The 15787-nt window shown below is 72.4% G+C and carries 14 protein-coding genes; 3 read left to right on the plus strand and 11 right to left on the minus strand.

Annotated elements, in window-relative coordinates:
• Window positions 1–19: 19 nt before the first annotated feature.
• Window positions 20–808, plus strand: coding sequence for a thioesterase family protein (locus tag ACFPIJ_RS20180; protein ID WP_380116692.1), 789 nt, complete (start codon window positions 20–22; stop codon window positions 806–808).
• Window positions 809–860: 52 nt separating this feature from the next.
• On the opposite strand, the gene ACFPIJ_RS20185 is transcribed toward ACFPIJ_RS20180, so the two are convergent.
• The 4 genes from ACFPIJ_RS20185 to ACFPIJ_RS20200 form a co-directional block, all read right to left on the minus strand.
• On the minus strand, window positions 861–1220 hold the full coding sequence (locus tag ACFPIJ_RS20185) for a hypothetical protein (RefSeq protein WP_380116693.1): 360 nt from the start codon (window positions 1218–1220) through the stop codon (window positions 861–863).
• Between the two features lie 16 nt (window positions 1221–1236).
• The gene (locus ACFPIJ_RS20190; RefSeq protein WP_380116694.1) at window positions 1237–3144 is read right to left on the minus strand and encodes an endonuclease/exonuclease/phosphatase family protein; all 1908 of its coding nucleotides are present in this window, start codon (window positions 3142–3144) and stop codon (window positions 1237–1239) included.
• Window positions 3107–3781: a winged helix-turn-helix domain-containing protein gene (locus ACFPIJ_RS20195; RefSeq protein WP_380116695.1), complete on the minus strand. Its 675-nt coding sequence runs from the start codon at window positions 3779–3781 to the stop codon at window positions 3107–3109. Before ACFPIJ_RS20195 ends, ACFPIJ_RS20190 begins: the two co-directional genes overlap by 38 nt.
• 374 nt (window positions 3782–4155) lie before the next feature.
• Window positions 4156–4572 carry a PIN domain-containing protein gene (locus tag ACFPIJ_RS20200; protein WP_380116696.1) on the minus strand — a complete coding sequence of 139 codons (417 nt, stop codon included), beginning with the start codon at window positions 4570–4572 and terminating at the stop codon, window positions 4156–4158.
• 72 nt (window positions 4573–4644) lie between these two features.
• Between ACFPIJ_RS20200 and ACFPIJ_RS20205 the strand changes: the two genes are divergently transcribed.
• Both ACFPIJ_RS20205 and ACFPIJ_RS20210 read left to right on the plus strand, forming a co-directional pair.
• The gene (locus ACFPIJ_RS20205; protein ID WP_380116697.1) at window positions 4645–6639 is read left to right on the plus strand and encodes a diguanylate cyclase domain-containing protein; all 1995 of its coding nucleotides are present in this window, start codon (window positions 4645–4647) and stop codon (window positions 6637–6639) included.
• A gap of 43 nt (window positions 6640–6682) precedes the next feature.
• Window positions 6683–7651 carry an SLAC1 family transporter gene (locus tag ACFPIJ_RS20210; RefSeq protein ID WP_380116698.1) on the plus strand — a complete coding sequence of 323 codons (969 nt, stop codon included), beginning with the start codon at window positions 6683–6685 and terminating at the stop codon, window positions 7649–7651.
• A gap of 21 nt (window positions 7652–7672) precedes the next feature.
• Here the strand turns inward: ACFPIJ_RS20210 and ACFPIJ_RS20215 are convergent, their stop codons facing one another.
• The 7 genes from ACFPIJ_RS20215 to tuf all read right to left on the minus strand — a co-directional run bounded on the left by ACFPIJ_RS20215 (window position 7673) and on the right by tuf (window position 15664).
• Window positions 7673–8962 (minus strand): AAA domain-containing protein, encoded by a 1290-nt coding sequence (locus ACFPIJ_RS20215; protein ID WP_380116699.1) that lies wholly within the window; start codon window positions 8960–8962, stop codon window positions 7673–7675.
• Window positions 8963–9130: 168 nt separating this feature from the next.
• Window positions 9131–10618, minus strand: coding sequence for a hypothetical protein (locus ACFPIJ_RS20220; RefSeq protein ID WP_380116700.1), 1488 nt, complete (start codon window positions 10616–10618; stop codon window positions 9131–9133).
• A gap of 81 nt (window positions 10619–10699) precedes the next feature.
• A complete protein-coding gene (locus ACFPIJ_RS20225) occupies window positions 10700–11827 on the minus strand; it encodes a hypothetical protein (RefSeq protein ID WP_380116701.1) in 1128 nt (375 codons plus the stop codon).
• A 34-nt stretch (window positions 11828–11861) separates the two neighbouring features.
• On the minus strand, window positions 11862–12656 hold the full coding sequence (locus tag ACFPIJ_RS20230) for a hypothetical protein (protein WP_380116702.1): 795 nt from the start codon (window positions 12654–12656) through the stop codon (window positions 11862–11864).
• A 127-nt stretch (window positions 12657–12783) separates the two neighbouring features.
• Entirely contained in the window at window positions 12784–13830 is a 1047-nt protein-coding gene (locus ACFPIJ_RS20235) for an acyltransferase family protein (RefSeq protein ID WP_380116703.1), read from the minus strand.
• Between the two features lie 130 nt (window positions 13831–13960).
• Window positions 13961–14449: a DsbA family protein gene (locus tag ACFPIJ_RS20240; protein ID WP_380116704.1), complete on the minus strand. Its 489-nt coding sequence runs from the start codon at window positions 14447–14449 to the stop codon at window positions 13961–13963.
• Window positions 14450–14476: 27 nt separating this feature from the next.
• A complete protein-coding gene (tuf, locus tag ACFPIJ_RS20245; protein WP_380116705.1) occupies window positions 14477–15664 on the minus strand; it encodes an elongation factor Tu in 1188 nt (395 codons plus the stop codon).
• Window positions 15665–15787 lie beyond the last annotated feature (123 nt).

The raw sequence follows: 15787 nt of genomic DNA on the forward strand, positions 1-15787 counted from the left end.
CAACCAGAAGGAGGCAGGCGTGGCAGCGTTCACCGACGCGACGCGGATCGAGTCCGACGGCGCCGGCGGCTTCGCAGCCGACCTTGATCCATTGTGGACCGTCGGCGGGAAGCCCAACGGCGGCTACCTCCTCGCCATCCTCGCCCGCGCCGCGGTCGAGGCGGCCGGCACCCAGCCGCACCCGATGTCGGCGAGCGCGGTGTACCTGTCGCCGCCGGACCCCGGCCCGGCCGCCGTCACCGTCGAGGTGCTGCGCGCCGGCCGCTCCGCGAGCCAGGTCAGGACGCGGCTGAGCCAGAAGGACCGCACCTGCGTCGAGGCGCTGTTCACCCTCGGCACGCTCGCGGCGGCCGGCGACCCCCGCTGGATCGACAGCACTGCCCCTCCGGTCGCCGCCGAGGCGGATCTGCTGCCGACGCCGTCGGAGGCGCCCGGCACCGGGCTGCGCATCGACATGCTGGACCAGTTCGAGCAGCGCATCGACTGGCAGGCGGTCGGCGACCCGCCCGGTGAGCTGCGCGGCTGGCTGCGCCTGCCGGACGGCGCCGGCTGGGATCCGGTGTCGCTGCTGTTCGCCGCGGACGCGTTCCCGCCGGCGACGTTCACCCTGGGCAGCAACGGCTGGACCCCGACGCTGGAGCTGACGGTGTACGTGCGGGCCCTGCCCGCCCCGGGTCCGCTGCGGGTCCGCCAGCGCGCCCGCCTGCTCACCGAGAGCCTCGTCGACCAGGTCTGCGAGATCTGGGACGCCGACGGCCACGTCGTGGCCCAGGCCACCCAGCTCGCCGCGTACCGCATGGCCGCATAGGCACGGCGCCCCGCACCGGGGACCGGTGCGGGGCGCCGTGATCGAGAGGAGGTTACCGCTTGACCCGTTTCCTCACGCTCTTGCTGGTGCTCCGCCAGGCGTTGACGGCCCGCTGACGCGGCGTCGGCTTCCGGCGGCGACGCACGACCGTGACCACCGCGACGATCACGGTGGCGACTCCGGCCGCTGCGGCGGTCACCAGCGGAACGGGCCGACGGCGTGCCACGTCCTTGCCCTGCTCGGCCAGTTCGGCCGCGCGCTGCTTGGTCTTGGCGGACATCGTGTCGACCGTGTTGCCAAGGTCGTCGCGAGTATCGGTGGCCGTGTCATCGGCCCAGCCACCGATCTTGCTCCCGTTCGCATGTGTGACGCTCATCGCTGCCCCTTTCTCTCTGAGCGTCAGGTTGCCCACCGGCGGGCCGGCTCAATCACCGCAATGTTGTGGCGACCATCGCATGGTCCGACGTCACTGCCCTGCCGACACTGACATCGGCGCAGGTCAGGCCCCGGACGAGGACGTGGTCGATCTGCTTCACGGGCACGTCGGCGGGGAACGTGCGCACCGGCCGGAACGCGGCGAACCCGTCGGCGAACCCGGCGTCCGCGAACGCCCGCATCGACGCGTCCCCGGGCTCGATGTTGAGGTCACCGGCGATGAACGTGGGCCGGCCCGCGCCGAACCGGGTCGCGAACGCGGCGATCTCGGCGACCTGCACGAGGGGCTCGGCGTCCGGCGGCGGCTGGATGTGGGTGGAGACGACCGCGATGTCCCGGCCGCCGAACCGCACGACGACGCCGAGGGCCTGGGCACCGGTCGGCGCGCCCACCGCGGACAGCGGCACCGTCTCGACCGCGCCGACCGGCAGGTTCGTCAGCACCGCGTCGCCCCAGACGGCGTCCGCGGCCGGCCCGAACCAGTACCGCATGCCGAGTTCGGCGGCGAGGACCCGCAGGTCGTCGTGGCCACCGTTGAGCAGCCAGGCCCGGTCGACCTCGGACAGGACCACGACGTCCGGGTCCGACGCGGCGATCGCCCGGGCCGCGGCGGCGGGACGGTAGGTGCCGTCGAGCCCGAAGCCCATGCGGATGTTGTACGCGACGAGCCGCAACCCCCGTTCCGGCCCGCCCGCCGTGCCGTCAGTGGCCGTGACCGCCGGGGTGACGGTGACCCCGAGCAGCGGCACGAGGAAGCACAGGGCGAGCCCGGCGAGTGCGGCCCGGCGCGGCACCCCGGCCGCGGGGACGCCCGCCCCGGAACGCAGCAGGATCCAGGCGGGGGCGACGGCGACGGCGACCGGCACCCACTGGTTCGGGTAGCCGAGGTCGTAGGCGGCGTAGTAGGCGACGGCGGCGACGGCGAACACCACCATCCCGGCGACCGCCGCATACCCGGCCGCCGCACCCCGGCCGGCGTCCGCCGCGGGTGTGCCGTCCGCCGCTGAAGTACCGGGCGGCGCGGGAGCACCGTCCGCGGCCCGGAACGCCCGGCCGAGCGCGCCGCAGCCGAGCAGCAGCGCGACGAACAACCCGTCCGGGGTGAGCCAGATGACCGCGGCGGCGAGCAGCAGCAGCCCCGCCAGGACCCGGTCGAAACGCCCCCGGAGCCGCCCGGTGGCACCGGCCAGGAACCCGGCGACGGCCAGGCCGAGCAGCAGTTCGGGGACGGCGGGCGGCGCGTCGCTCGCAACCGGGTCGAACCGGAACGACACGGCCACGGTCGCGATCGCCGGGGACAGGGCGAACATCCCCGCGAGCAGCATCGCCGGGCCGACCAGGAACCAGGCCGCCGCGGAGCTGCGACCGGGTGCGGCGCGGCGCTGGCACCACAGGAGCAAGAGGCACTCGAGCGCGACGATCGGCGCGGCCCACCAGCGGGACTGCCAGCTGAGGTCGACCGTGCGCAGGGCGGCGTGCTGCAACGCGGCGGCGGCGAGGCCGACAGGGACGCCGACGGCCGCGGGGCCGCCCCGCACGGCGCTCGCCGCGAGCCAGGTCAGCCCGGCGAGCAGGCCGGTGGAGGCGACGTACAGCTGCGGCTGTCCACCGTGGACGAACAGCAGCGCGAAGCGGCAGGCGGCGAGCCCGGCGGCACCGGCGATCGCGACCTTCGCCGCGTCCCACCTGGCCGCGAGCGGCACGACGGCGAACGGGACGAGGAACCACAGCAGCGCGAAGGCGCCCATGAGCTCGGCCGGCGTCGAGGCGGCCTGCCCGAAGATCGTGATGATCGACGGGAGCCACACCCGCAGCAGGTCGACCAGGAGCAGGATCCCCGCGGCGAGCGCGGGGATCCGGGGGTCAGTCCTCGCGAACGACAACCTGGACGGCGGCGTCATCGTCGAGACGATAGCCGACGCCGCGGACGGTGGCGATGATCCGGGCGGCCTCGCCGAGCTTGACCCGCAGGCGCCGCACGTGGACGTCGACGGTGCGCTCGGTGCCGACCATGTCGTAGCCCCACACCTGGCGCAGCAGCTGCGCCCGGCTGAACACGCGGCGCGGGTGCTCGCAGAGGAACAGGAACAGGTCGTATTCGCGGCGGGTCAGCGGCACGGGCGCGCCGTCGCGCAGGACGAGCCGGGAGCCGGTGCACAGGTAGAGCGACGGGGCGTCGGGTGTGGCCGCGCCGATCCGCTTGACCCGGGCCGGCTCGGTCACGCCGGTCGCGGTGCCGGCGTCGGTGGTCTCGACCAGCCGCAGGTTGCGGCCGGTGTGCTGGGACGGCCCGTGCTGCAGCGTGTGTGCCGGTGCGGTGGCGCGCTGCAGCGGCGCCGGGGTCTGCGGGCCCCGCTGGATCGAGGGCTGGATCGACGGCTGGATCTGCTGCTTGGCCTGGCTGGCGGCGAGCGCCTCGAGGTCGCTGATCAGGCGGGACGCCTCCGGTGGGAGCTCGTCCCCGTTGAGGGTGATGTGCACGGTGATGGTGACCACCGATGGCGCTACCTCAGGAGCACCGACGACCGAAATGGCCATTTTCAAATCCTCTCGAAAAGCCTTTGGAATGACGCCGAATCAACGGATAGCCGCTCGACAAAGGCCGTCGAAATGGTGTGCACGCCGCGAGACCCACAACGGGTCAAGGAGTACCTCATGGCACATGGCACCGACCTTACCAGCATCGTCACGCCCTGCGACAGATCTGTAACCTGCCGCACAGAATAGATCGATGACAATTTGTCTGATGTTTTTGGCCGACATTCACCGGCCATTCACGACACGTCTACGAGTCCAGCTTTGCCACCCTACGGCGACGGGTCAATCCCTTCCCGGATGTTGAGAAGATCATGGGTTAGGGTGCCAGCAAACCCATGCCAAGGTGCGCACATGTTGCCGACAAATCCTATCCGCTAGGTAGAATCACGTCGTCCACCATATGGGATCGACGCGCGCAACTCACCGGGGCTGACAATACTCGCACCGAGCTCGCGCACCCGTTGCCGGAGCTCCCGGTCCGCGGTCACCACCACGACCGGACGGCGGACCACATTGTCGGCGACGAGCGCGACGATGTGGTCGTCACCGGATTGCGGCGCGGCCTCCACGTGCACACCCGCAACCGGCGGCACACCCCGGGCGGCACCCTCCACCACCAGGGTCACCGCACCGAGCAGCACGGCCGGCAGCGTGGAGACGTCCCGGGCCGCCAGGGCGTCGCGGAGCCGGGTCGCGGCCCCGCGCCGGTCCCGCCACCAGCCGTCGGGCACGGAGCCGACGACATTGGCGCCGTCCACGACGATCAACGGTTCAGCGGATTCGGCATCCATGTGAGCAGTCTTACCCGCCGATCATCCTCAGCAGTCCCCGGACCGCGCCGATGTCGAGCACCGGAGGGCGCCATGGAACAGATCCGCGAGACGGCCGGTGTCACCCTGCGCGCCATCGTGCGATACGTGCGCGCCAGGGGCGGCGACACCACGGTCGCGCACGTGCTCAACCTCGCCGGCGAACACGAGCCGCCCGAGGCGTACGACGACGCCCGCCGCTGGTGGTCCTACGAGACGAAGATCAACGTGTTCGCCGCCGCCGCGCAGGCACTCGGCGACGAGTCCGTCGGGCTGCGGGTCGGGCAGAGCATCCTGTCCTACTCGGTGAACACCCCGCTGCGGCTGGGCCTGCTGATGCTCGGCGGGCCGACGCAGCTGATCCGGCTGATCGCGACGACCAGCGCCAAGTTCAACGCCAGCGCCGACATGTCCACGCTGTCGACCGGGCACGGCACCGCCACGGTGCAGTACCGGCTGCGCGCCGGCTACCAGCCCAGCCGCTACGACTGCGACTACACCCGCGGGCTGCTCACCCAGCTGCCGGCGCTGTTCGGGCTGCCCGCGGCCACCGTCACCCACGACGTCTGCCAGGTCGAGGGCGCCGAGGCGTGCGTGTACACGGTCCGCTGGCGGCAGCGCCGGCTGCTGTCATGGCTGTGGCGGGGCCGCCGCCGGCCCGCCGACGACAGCACCGACGACGTCCTCGCCGGCCGGATGGAGCTGCTGCAGCGCACCGTCGCCGAGCTCGTCGCCGCCGAGCAGCCCGAGCGGGCCCTCGCCGTGGTCGCCGACCGGGCCGGCTACGCCGTCAACGCCCAGGCGTTCCTGCTCGTGGCCTCCCCCGTGCCGGACCAGCCGCGACAGGTCCACGGCTACGGGCTGACCGACGCCGAGATCGCCGTGCTCACCGACGCGCCGCCGACCAGCTACGGCGGCACGCTCGTGGCCGACATCGCCTCACCGAACCGCTACTACGGGTATCTCGTGGCCTACTGCGAGGACTTCTTCGACGCGGAACGGCGGATGCTCGACGCGTACGCGAACCTCGCCGCCGTCGCCCTCGACGCGCTGTCGGCCCTGGAGACCGCCGCCGAACGGCAACGGACCGCGGAGAGCCTCCTGGCCCTCGCGCGCAAGCTGACCCTGGCCCGGACCACGACCGAGGTCGCCGAGGTCACCGCGGACGCCGTCCGGTCCGTGATGGGCGCCGACTCCGCCACGGTGCTGCTGCACCAGCAGGGCAAACTCCGCATGATCGCCAACTCGGGGGCCGGCGACGGCCGGCTGCGCAAGGCGCAGAACCTCACCGTGTCCCCGCAGGACACCGACCTGTTCGACCGCTTCCGCGCCAACACCGGCCGCGCCCGCGTCTACGACCGCACCAGCGAGGAGCCGTTCATCCTCGCCATGCTCGACACGTTCGGCCACGACATGATGATCATCGTGGACATCGCACTGCCGGACCACCCGTACGGCATCCTGGTCGCCGCCTACGACACCCCGCAGGGCACCACCCGCGCCCGCGAGATCATCAACCGGATGGCCGGCGTCGCGGACCAGGCCGCGACCGCGCTGCGCACCTGCGAGCTCCTCGAGGAGACCTGGCGGCTGGCGCACGTCGACGCGCTCACCGGCCTGGCCAACCGCCGCGCGTTCATGGCCGCCCTCGACGCCGCGCTCGGCGTCGGCGAGGGCGCGGTGCTGTTCATCGACCTCGACGGCTTCAAGACGGTCAACGACACCCTCGGCCACGCCGCCGGCGACCAGCTGCTCGCCGCGGTCGCCGGCCGGCTCACCGCGGCGGCGCGCACCGGCGACCTGGTCGCCCGCCTCGGCGGCGACGAGTTCGTCGTGCTCACCCACGGCACGCTCGGCGCCGACGGCGTGCCGGAGCTGGCCGGACGGATCCGGGCCGCGCTCACCGAGCCGGTCGCGGTCCTCGGCGGCGGGACGATCACGGCCCGCGCCAGCGTCGGCGGCACCCGCTTCCACGCCGGCGAGGAGTCCCAGCACGTCCTGCACCGCGCCGACACCGCCATGTACGAGGCCAAGCACGTCCTGACCTGATCGGTCCCGGGATAACCGCCGCGGTGCCGGGTAGTGCCCGACCGTGAACCCACGGACCAGCGAGCCGCACGTCGGGATCACCCCGAACCTGTTCGGCATCGCGTACGGACTGGCCGGCCTGGCCGGCTGCTGGGGTTACGCCGCGCTGCTGGGCTTCGCCCCCGCACTCGTCTCCGACATCCTGTGCGTCCTGGCCGCCGCCGTGTGGCTGGCGCTCCTGATCAGCTACCTGTCGCAGGTGCCGCGACGGCCCGGCGGCTGGTCCGCCGAGCTGGCCGACCCGGTGCTCGGGCCGTTCGTCTCGCTGATCCCGATCGTCGGCATGCTGCTGTCCGTCGGCCTGATGCGGCACGAACGCACGGCGGGCCAATGGCTGTTCGGCGTCTTCGCCGCCGGCACCGTCGTGCTGGCCGCCTGGATGACCGGCCAGTGGCTCTCCGCGGGCCTCGACCTGGACAAACTCCATCCCGGATACGTGCTGCCGGCCGTCGCCGGCGGACTCATCGCCGCCATCGGCGCGGCTCTCGCCGGCTGGGCGGGCCCGGCCAGGGTGTTCTTCGGCCTCGGTGCCGTGTCGTGGCTCGTCATCGAGTCGATGATCCTGGCCCGGCTGTACTTCCGCCCCCCGCTGCCTGCGCAGCTGCGACCTACCCTGGCGATCCTCGCGGCCCCACCGGCCCTCGCCGGTCTGGCGTATCTGGCCGTCACGCGCAACCGGGTCGACGCCGTGACCTTCGGGCTCGCCGGCTACACCCTGCTGGCCGCACTCGTGCAGCTCCGGCTCGTCGGCGTGTACCGCCACCTGCACTTCGCCTCGGGGTTCTGGGCGTTCGCCTTCCCTTACGCGGCGGTCGCCACGTTCACGCTGCACTGGGTCGCCTACGCCCACCCGCCGGGCTACCGGATCTGGGCCTGGATCGTCGTCCTCGCGATCACCGCGTTCGTCGCCGCGCTCGCCGCCGAGACGACCATGGCGCTCGCCCGGCACCGTTTCCTGCCACAACTGCGCTGAACCCGAGCTGAACCAGGCTGGTCAGTGATCTCCGCTGAGGTGGGCCAGCATGGCCTGGTTGGCCTCCCAGCCGTCGGGGAAGCGGACCGGGACGTTGAGGTGGACCGGCTCGGCGGACGGGTGGGTGTCGAGGAGCTCGGCGATGCCGGCCCTGGCCACGACCACGCACGCGTGCCGGTGCCGGGAGGCGAGCACGCAGAGGCGGCCCGCTTCGAGGTGGAAGGCGCTCGCGTCGCGGCGGCCGGACAGCGGGTGCAGGATGACGGTGACGTCGTACTCGCGGCCCTGCAGGCGGTTCGCGGTGTCGACGGTGACGTCGGCGGCGACCGTGCCGGCCAGGGCCTGACGGATCGCGGCGACCTGGTCGCGGTGGGCGGCGCCGACGGCGACCCGGTCGACGGTGACGGGCCGGCCGTCCGGGGCGTGCTCGGAGTAGGCGACCGGGCCGCGCTGCAGCAGCCGGGTCACCAGGTCGGCGATCGCGGCGACCGCCTCCCGGTCGGTGCGCACCGTGTGCCGGGCCGGCAGTTCGTGCAGCGCCCAGCCGGTGCGGCGGGCGGTCTCCAGGGTCGCATCGAGGCCGTGATCGCCGCCGAGCGCCCGGGCGGAGAACTCCAGGCGCCGGTCCGCCGGTTTCGTGCCCGCCTCGAACGGCGTGAACGGGTAGAACGCCGCCGACACCACGGACGCGGCCGACGGTGGGAGGCGCCACGACACCGGCAGCCGGTGCACGGGCAGGTCCGGGTTGTGCCGCAGCAGCACCGCGACGGCGCTCTGCATCGGGTCCCAGGACAGGCCCGCCCAGCGCTCCACGGCCACGACCGAGAAGGGGTCGAGCTGGCCGGGGTCGCCGACGAACAGCGCGCGGGAGAACCGGCCGGCGACGCGCAGCAGCATGTCGGAGCGCATCTGGTACGCCTCGTCGACGATCGCCCGTTCCCAGCTGCCGTCGGTGACGGTCGCCCACTTCGCGGCGGTGCCGATGGTGACGGCGCTGGCGTTCATGTCGCTGACGGCGCCGCTGACGGTGACGGTGCCGTGCTTGACGACGCGCTGCGCGGGGACGTAGGTCGACGCGGACAGCCGGCCGATCGCCAGGTTGGGCGCAGCGGTCGCGAGCCGGTCGATGAGGTCGTCCACCTGCTCGTTGGTCTGGGCGACCACCATCAGTCGCTCACCGGCTTCGGCGAGGGTACGCGCGGCGCGCACGACCAGGGTCGACTTGCCGGCGCCGGGTGGCGAGTCGACGACGACCCCACGACCGGCGGCGGAGCCGAAGTCGCTGAGAATAGAATCGATCACACTGCTCACGCCGTCACCTCCGCTGCGCTCCGGCGCCGACGCGAGCCCACCTGTGCCAATGGTGAGCGGCCCGAGCCGCTCCGCTGGCCGCTCACGCCGTCACCTCCGCTGCGCTCCGGCGCCGACGCGAGCCCACCTGAGCCAATGGTGAGCGGCCCGAGCCGCTCCGCTGGCCGCTCACGACCAATCCTCCACGGCGTCGTTGTCGCTCGCGTTGTACTCGACGACCGGCGGCGGGCCGCCGTGCGTCCACGGGGTGTCGTCGCGGCTCGGGAAGCGGCCCGGCGGCTGGTAGGCGTCGGTGACCGGGCCGTACGTGACGCGCTCCCCCACCTCCGGCACCGACCCCGGCGCCGGTTGTTTCGTGGAGCGGCCCATGCCTTTGGACAGTTCGAGGACGACGTCCACGCTGGACACCGACACGACCGTCGCCTGCTGGGCGAGGCGGGCCGGGGACACCAGGTGCGCGCCCGGTTCCAGGCGCACCGGGTCGTCGGTCTGCACCGTGATGTGCGGGCGCAGCGCCGCCTTCTTGCCCGACGTGTCGACCCGGTTCGGCGACGCGGCGACGACCGTGCCGGTGAAGGCCTCCCCCGACAGCCGGAACTCGGCCATCACGAGGGGGTCGTCGAGGGCCCGTTGCGCGTCGTAGCGGGCCTGCTCGCGTTCGAGCCGGTCGAGCCGGCCCGCGGCGGCGACGGCGCTGTCCCGCCGGGGCTGCGGCAGCGCGGTCCCCTCGGCCAGGGCCATGTGGTACATGGTGAACACGTCGCGGTCCATCGCCCAGCGGGTCTCGACGGACCCGCCCGCCGGCCGGGCCCGCAGCAGCCGGACCGCCTGCCAGGTCAGGTCCCAGGTGGGCCGCATCTGGTCGGCGACGGCGGCGGTGAGCGCGGCGAGCGCCCGTTCCCGGGCGAAGTCGTCGGTGTCCGAGCGGGCGACGGCGGCGAGCGCGGGGGCGAGAATCTCGTTGTCGAAGGTCGGGTCGGTGCTCGGCCCGGCCGGCGGGGAGCGCAGCGGGTCCTCGGCCAGGGCCGCGGCGCTCGCGCCGTCGAGCCCGCCGGGCGGGTCGATCCAGCCGAGCAGCGCGGCGAGGTTGGCGTCCTCCAGGCCGCTCTGCCCGGTCGCCCAGTGCTCGCTGAGCACCGACGTCATGGCCAGGAGCATCGAGGAGCCGGGGTGGTCGGCGCGTTCCCGCAGGAACGTCAGCCACTGCCCGAGGATCGGCACGGTGCGGTGCACCGGGTACGGGCCGAACGGCCGGCGGAACCGGGTGGAGCGGCCCAGCAGCCGCACGAACTCGACGCCGCCCCGGTTCGGCACGATGACCTGGGGGGCTTCGGCGTAGCGCAGTTTCGTGCCACCGGCGCCGGTGTCGACGCTGCGGGCGCAACCGTCCACGTAGGACAGCACGACCCGGGCCAGCTCGGCGACGAAGTCGAAGCGCTGGGTGCGGTCGCGCGGGTTGGCCACGACCAGCAGCCGTGGCTCGCCGGGGTCGGTGCCGACGATCGCGGCCAGGGGCGCGGCGGCCTCACCGGCGAGGCTCAGCGGCACCAGGACCAGGGGCCGCTCGGCGACGTGGGTGTGCCGGACCGTGGTCAGCGGCTGCGCCCGGCCGGACTCCACCGCTTCCGCCCGGGCGAGCGCCGTCAGGATACTCACGTCGCCGGCTCGCTACGCTCACCGGCGCCGCGAGGCACGAGGCGCTGCAACATGGTTCGCTCGCTCCGCTCGCTCACTGTTTCAGCCGATGCCGTCGAGGCACTCGGTGCGCAGCTTGTGCGCGAAGCGCAGCAGGCCGGCGATCTCCTCCTGGCCGGCGCCCGGCGTCAGCGTCCCCCGGGCCAGGCCGAGCACGGTGCCGATGCTCTCCACCCCGCCGAGGTCGTCGCGGACCGACCGGCCGAGGGCGGACGTCGAGCCGGCCGACTCGTCCCGGCAGAAGAACGCCATCTCGCACGTGCCGAGGCAGTCCGGGCTGTACCGGGCGTCGATCGTGCTGACCGCCTTGCGCAGCTCGTCGGCGGGGCGGGTGGCCTGCTGGTCGCCGTCGTAGGCGAGGTCGAAGGTCAACCCGGCCGGCAGCGCGTCGAGGATCGACTCCAGGCGGGTGAGCCGGGACAGCTGCCGCCGCAGCACGGTCAGCTGCTTGCGCACGTCGACGAGGGTGGCGGTGGGCCGGTTGGCGAAGTTCTCCGGGCAGACGAGCACCACGTCGTGCGACACCGACTCCGGCGGGTGACCGAGCTCGGCGAGCAGTTCGCGCATGGCCATCACGTACACCGCGGACTGGGTCGCGGCGGCGGCGGTCTTGCCCGGGTCGGCCTGGCCGTCGATGACCGCGAACGACTTGATCTCCACGACGTGGAACTTGCCGCCGGCCCGGAACGCGATGAGGTCCGGCTCCAGGTACGCGTAGTACCCGGCGATCTCCAGCCGCAGCATCGGGTGGTCGAAGAGCGTCCCCGCGTCGTCCCGGTCGGACGCGGCCCGGGCGAGGAGCGCCTTCGTGCGGGCGTACCGGACCTCGCGGCTGGCGTTGCCGCCGACGTTGGACAGGTCGTCGTAGGCGACCTCGGGGATCGCCAGGCCGAGCCGCTCCCGCAGCAGCTGCAGCAGCTCGGCGGCGCCGTCGGCCTTCACCTGCGCCTCGAACGCGTTGCCACGGGCGATCGCGAACCGGGACTGGCCGAAGCCGGCGGGGAAGCCGAGCTGCCCGGCGACGGCGCCCTTGTTGACCCCGGCGGCGTCCATCAGCCCGCGGCGGCCGCACCCCGGGTTGCTGGTGAGGGCCGCGATGGTGCGCGCGTTGTGGTTGCGCGGCGCCACCGTGCCGCGGATGCGGTCCAACCGGTCGACCAGTGGGTCCATGAGCGGTCTTCTTTCGGGGAAGAATTTCGCGGTTTCACGTCGTGCTCGCGGTACGACGCAGGCGTTGCAGACGGGCTCCGAACAGCGCTTCGGATCCGTCCAGGCGTTCCTGTGCCCGGGTCGCCGCCGCGGTGCGGTCCGCGGTGTCGGCTTCCAGGTGCACGTCGAGCTCGGCCTGGGCCAGCTCGGCAACTGATTCGGGGGTGATGCCGGCACTCCCCGCCCCGGGGATGCTCGCGGCGAACCGCCACAGCAGCCGCCGGGCGTCGTAGGCGTCCTCGGGCAGCTGCGCCACCCGCTGGGCCACCTTGATCGCGCCGATGAGGAAGTCGACGCGGGCGCTGAGCGGTCCGACGACCCTGATCTCCAGGGGCCAGGTGGACAACGCCAGGAGCCCGCGCGCCGGGGACAGCAGGTCGGCGGTGAGCGCGGGACACAGGTAGTACGGCCGGCCGAACGGCTGGACGCGGAACGAGCGTTCCTCGTCGCGGCGCAGGCTGGTGAGGCGCGCCGCGACCAGCTCGCCCGGGAAGAAGGCGTCGTGGACGGCGATGATGAGCTTCGGCGCGGCCGGCACCGTGAGCAGGGTCAGCGCGTGGTGCACCTGCTCACGGATCGACAGCATCGGCTTGTGCACCGGCTGCGGCGCCGGCCGGGCCTGGTCCTCCAGGTCGGCGAGGGCGTCGTCCCAGGCGTGCTCCGCCTGGCGCAGCTCGGCCCGCAGGGCACGGGCCATGGTCCGGTCACCGGTGGTGGCGGCCCGTCGCAGCTCGCCACGCAACCGGTCGATCCGCCGCTCGAGCATCTCGATGGTGATCGGTTCGGACACGAACGGCACGGTAGCCGGTTCCAGCAAGTTCCAGCAAAGACCAGTGTCGGCGTGTCGTGTGGCAACTTTTGCGCTGAACGGGTTTCCGGCTGCTCCTCGAGGCGCCGTCGGCGTGTCGTCTTGCTTTTTACACCGGTACCGGTTGCGCCTGGTCCTCCAGCCCGCGGGCGGATGTCCGGGTCGGTAGCGGGATGAGCTTCGGCTTGCGCCTGGCGGCCAGGTCCTCGACCCAGCCCAGCCCGAGCACCACCAGGGTGACCAGCGCGAACACCAGCACGATCTGGAGCAGCCCACCGTAGGGGCCGAGCAGCGAGACCCCGGCGGCGACCGCGGCCAGCCGGACCGCGGTGATCACGGCCTCGTGCCACAGGTAGATGGTCAGCGCCCGCCGGTTGACCGCCTCGACGGCCGGCTCGGCCGCGCCGAGGCTCAGCGCCGTGGGCGCCGCGTTGAGCATCACCAGCAGGAAGGCGGTCGACCACAGCACGTCGGCGACCGGCACGTCGTTCATGTCGTACCCGCGCGGCCCCGGGTTGCTGTACAGCATGAAAAGCCCGATACCACCGATCACCAGGCACGCCGGCCACAGCACCTTGCGGGAGACGCGCTGCAGGGTGCCGTCGTGGTGGGCGAAGCCGAGCATCCACATCGGCGCGTACATGAAGAAGTCGCGGACCATGCCGCCGGTGCCGTGGCCGGTCTCCCACATCGTGACGAGGATCCCGAACGGCACGAGGACGGTGGGGATCGGCGCCTTCCGGAAGAGCCACAGCATGACCGGCGACAGGATGATGAACCACAGGTAGGAGCGGACGTACCAGATCTGGCTGAACCAGACCCCGCCCTTCTCCGACGTCGGCGGGTCGTCCAGGGGCAGGAACCACAGGACGAGACGCCAGGTGTGTTCCAGCCCGCCCATGAACGACATGAGCACGATGGCGAACGCGCCCAGCACCCAGAACGGCACGACGATGCGGCGCATGCGCCGGCCGATCGCCTTCAGGCCGACGCCGTCGGCACGGTCGAGGGAGGCGGCCATGAGGGAGCCGCCGAGCGCGAACATGAGGCCCATGGCCGGGAACGCAACGGTCAGCCACGCGAACCCCAGGGTGTGGTAGGTCACCACCCGGATGATCGCGACGGCTCGCAGGAGGTCTACGTACCGGTTCCGCATCCCCTACAGGTTGCCCTGACGCTCTTAACGGCAACCTTAGTTCAGCTCAAAATTGGCTGTGTTTATTCTCAAAGATCCTAGGGAGGACAAGCCGTAACTCTTCTGGCAATCGACACTGTTCACCCTTATCTCACCCGATTGCCACTTTATCGAGCGCCTCACGGAGCGACTCGAAGTCGAAGCCGCCCTCGTGCGGCACACCGTTCACGAAGAACGCGGGCGTCCCTCGCACCCCGGCGGACCGGCCCGCGGCGAGGTCGTCGTCGACCCGCTGGTAGTGCGCCCGGGTCCCGCCGGTGCCCGTGAGACCGAACTGCTCCGCGTACCGGGACAGGTCCGTGTCCTCCAGGCTGTCCTGGTGGGACAGCAGCAGCGCGTGCATGCCCCAGAACGAACCGGCGTCGGCGGCCGCCTCCGCGAGCAGCGCCGCCGGCATCGCCCGCGGGTGCTTGTCGACGAGCGGGAAGTGCCGGAACGCGAACCGCAGCCGCCCGGCGAAGTGCAGCTGCAGGCGCTCCACCACGCCGAACGCCCGGCCCGAGTACGGGCACTGGTAGTCCCCGTACTCGAGCAGGGTCAGCGGTGCGTCGGCCGGGCCTTGAACATGGTCGGAGTCCATACCGACCACTGCCCACCTCGGAGTCGTCTAGTCGAGGAGTTCGGTGACCGTGCCGGCGGCGACGGTGCGACCGCCCTCGCGCACGGCGAACCCGAGGCCTTCGGCCATGGCGACCGGCTTGCCGAGCTCGACCGTCAGGTCGACGGTGTCGCCGGGCATGACCATCGTGACCTCGCCCAGGTCGACCGACCCGACCACGTCCGTGGTCCGGAAGAAGAACTGCGGCCGGTAGTTGGCGAAGAACGGCGTGTGCCGGCCTCCTTCCTTCGTGGTCAGCGCGTACACGTGGGCGGTGAACCGGCGGTGCGGCGAGACCGACCCCGGCAGGGCGACGACCTGGCCCCGCTGCACGTCGCCGCGGCGGATGCCGCGCAGCAGCAGCGCCGCGTTGTCGCCCGCCTCGGCCTGCTCGAGCTGCCGGCCGAACGTCTCCAGGCCGGTCACCACGCTGGACCGGGTGGGGCCCAGCCCGACGACCTCGACCGGGGCGTTGAGCCGCAGCGTGCCTCGCTCGACCGCGCCGGTGACGACGGTGCCGCGCCCGGTGATCGTGAGCACGTTCTCGATCGGCATCAGGAACGGCTCGGCGAGCACCCGGTCGGGCACCGGGACATACCGGTCGACCGCGTCGAGCAGGTCGAGCACCGACCGCACGCCGGCCGGGTCGCCCTGCAGCGCCCGCAGCGCGGACACCCGGACGACCGGCACGTCGTCACCAGGGAACCCGTAGCCGCTGAGCAGCTCGCGGATCTCCAGCTCGATCAGGTCGAGCAACTCGGCGTCGTCGACCGCGTCGGCCTTGTTCATCGCCACGACCAGGTGGGGCACGCCGATGCGCCGCGCGAGCAGGACATGCTCGCGCGTCTGGGGCATGACCCCGTCGACCGCGCTGACCACCAGGATCGCACCGTCGACCTGGGCCGCGCCGGTGATCATGTTCTTCACGTAGTCGGCGTGGCCGGGCATGTCGACGTGGGCGTAGTGCCTGGTCGCAGTCTCGTACTCGACGTGGGCGATGTTGATGGTGATGCCCCGGCTGATCTCCTCCGGCGCCCGGTCGATCCCCTCGAACGAGGTGTACCGGTTGACGGTCGGGTAGCGCTCGGCGAGCACCTTGGTGATCGCGGCGGTCAGGGTCGTCTTGCCGTGGTCGACGTGACCCATGGTGCCGATGTTGAGGTGGGGTTTGTTCCTCGTGAACGTCTGCTTGGCCATCTGACACTCCACAGTGGATGTGTGGTGGGTGTGCAGAACCGTGCGGCCACCTTCGTGAAGGGTGGCCGGACCACCCTCCTCCGTAGGTTCCGCATGAAAGGCTGCGGGAGGAGGGTCAGCTTC

The sequence above is a fragment of the Dactylosporangium cerinum genome, from assembly GCF_042653625.1.
Taxonomy (GTDB): Bacteria; Actinomycetota; Actinomycetes; order Mycobacteriales; family Micromonosporaceae; genus Dactylosporangium; species Dactylosporangium cerinum.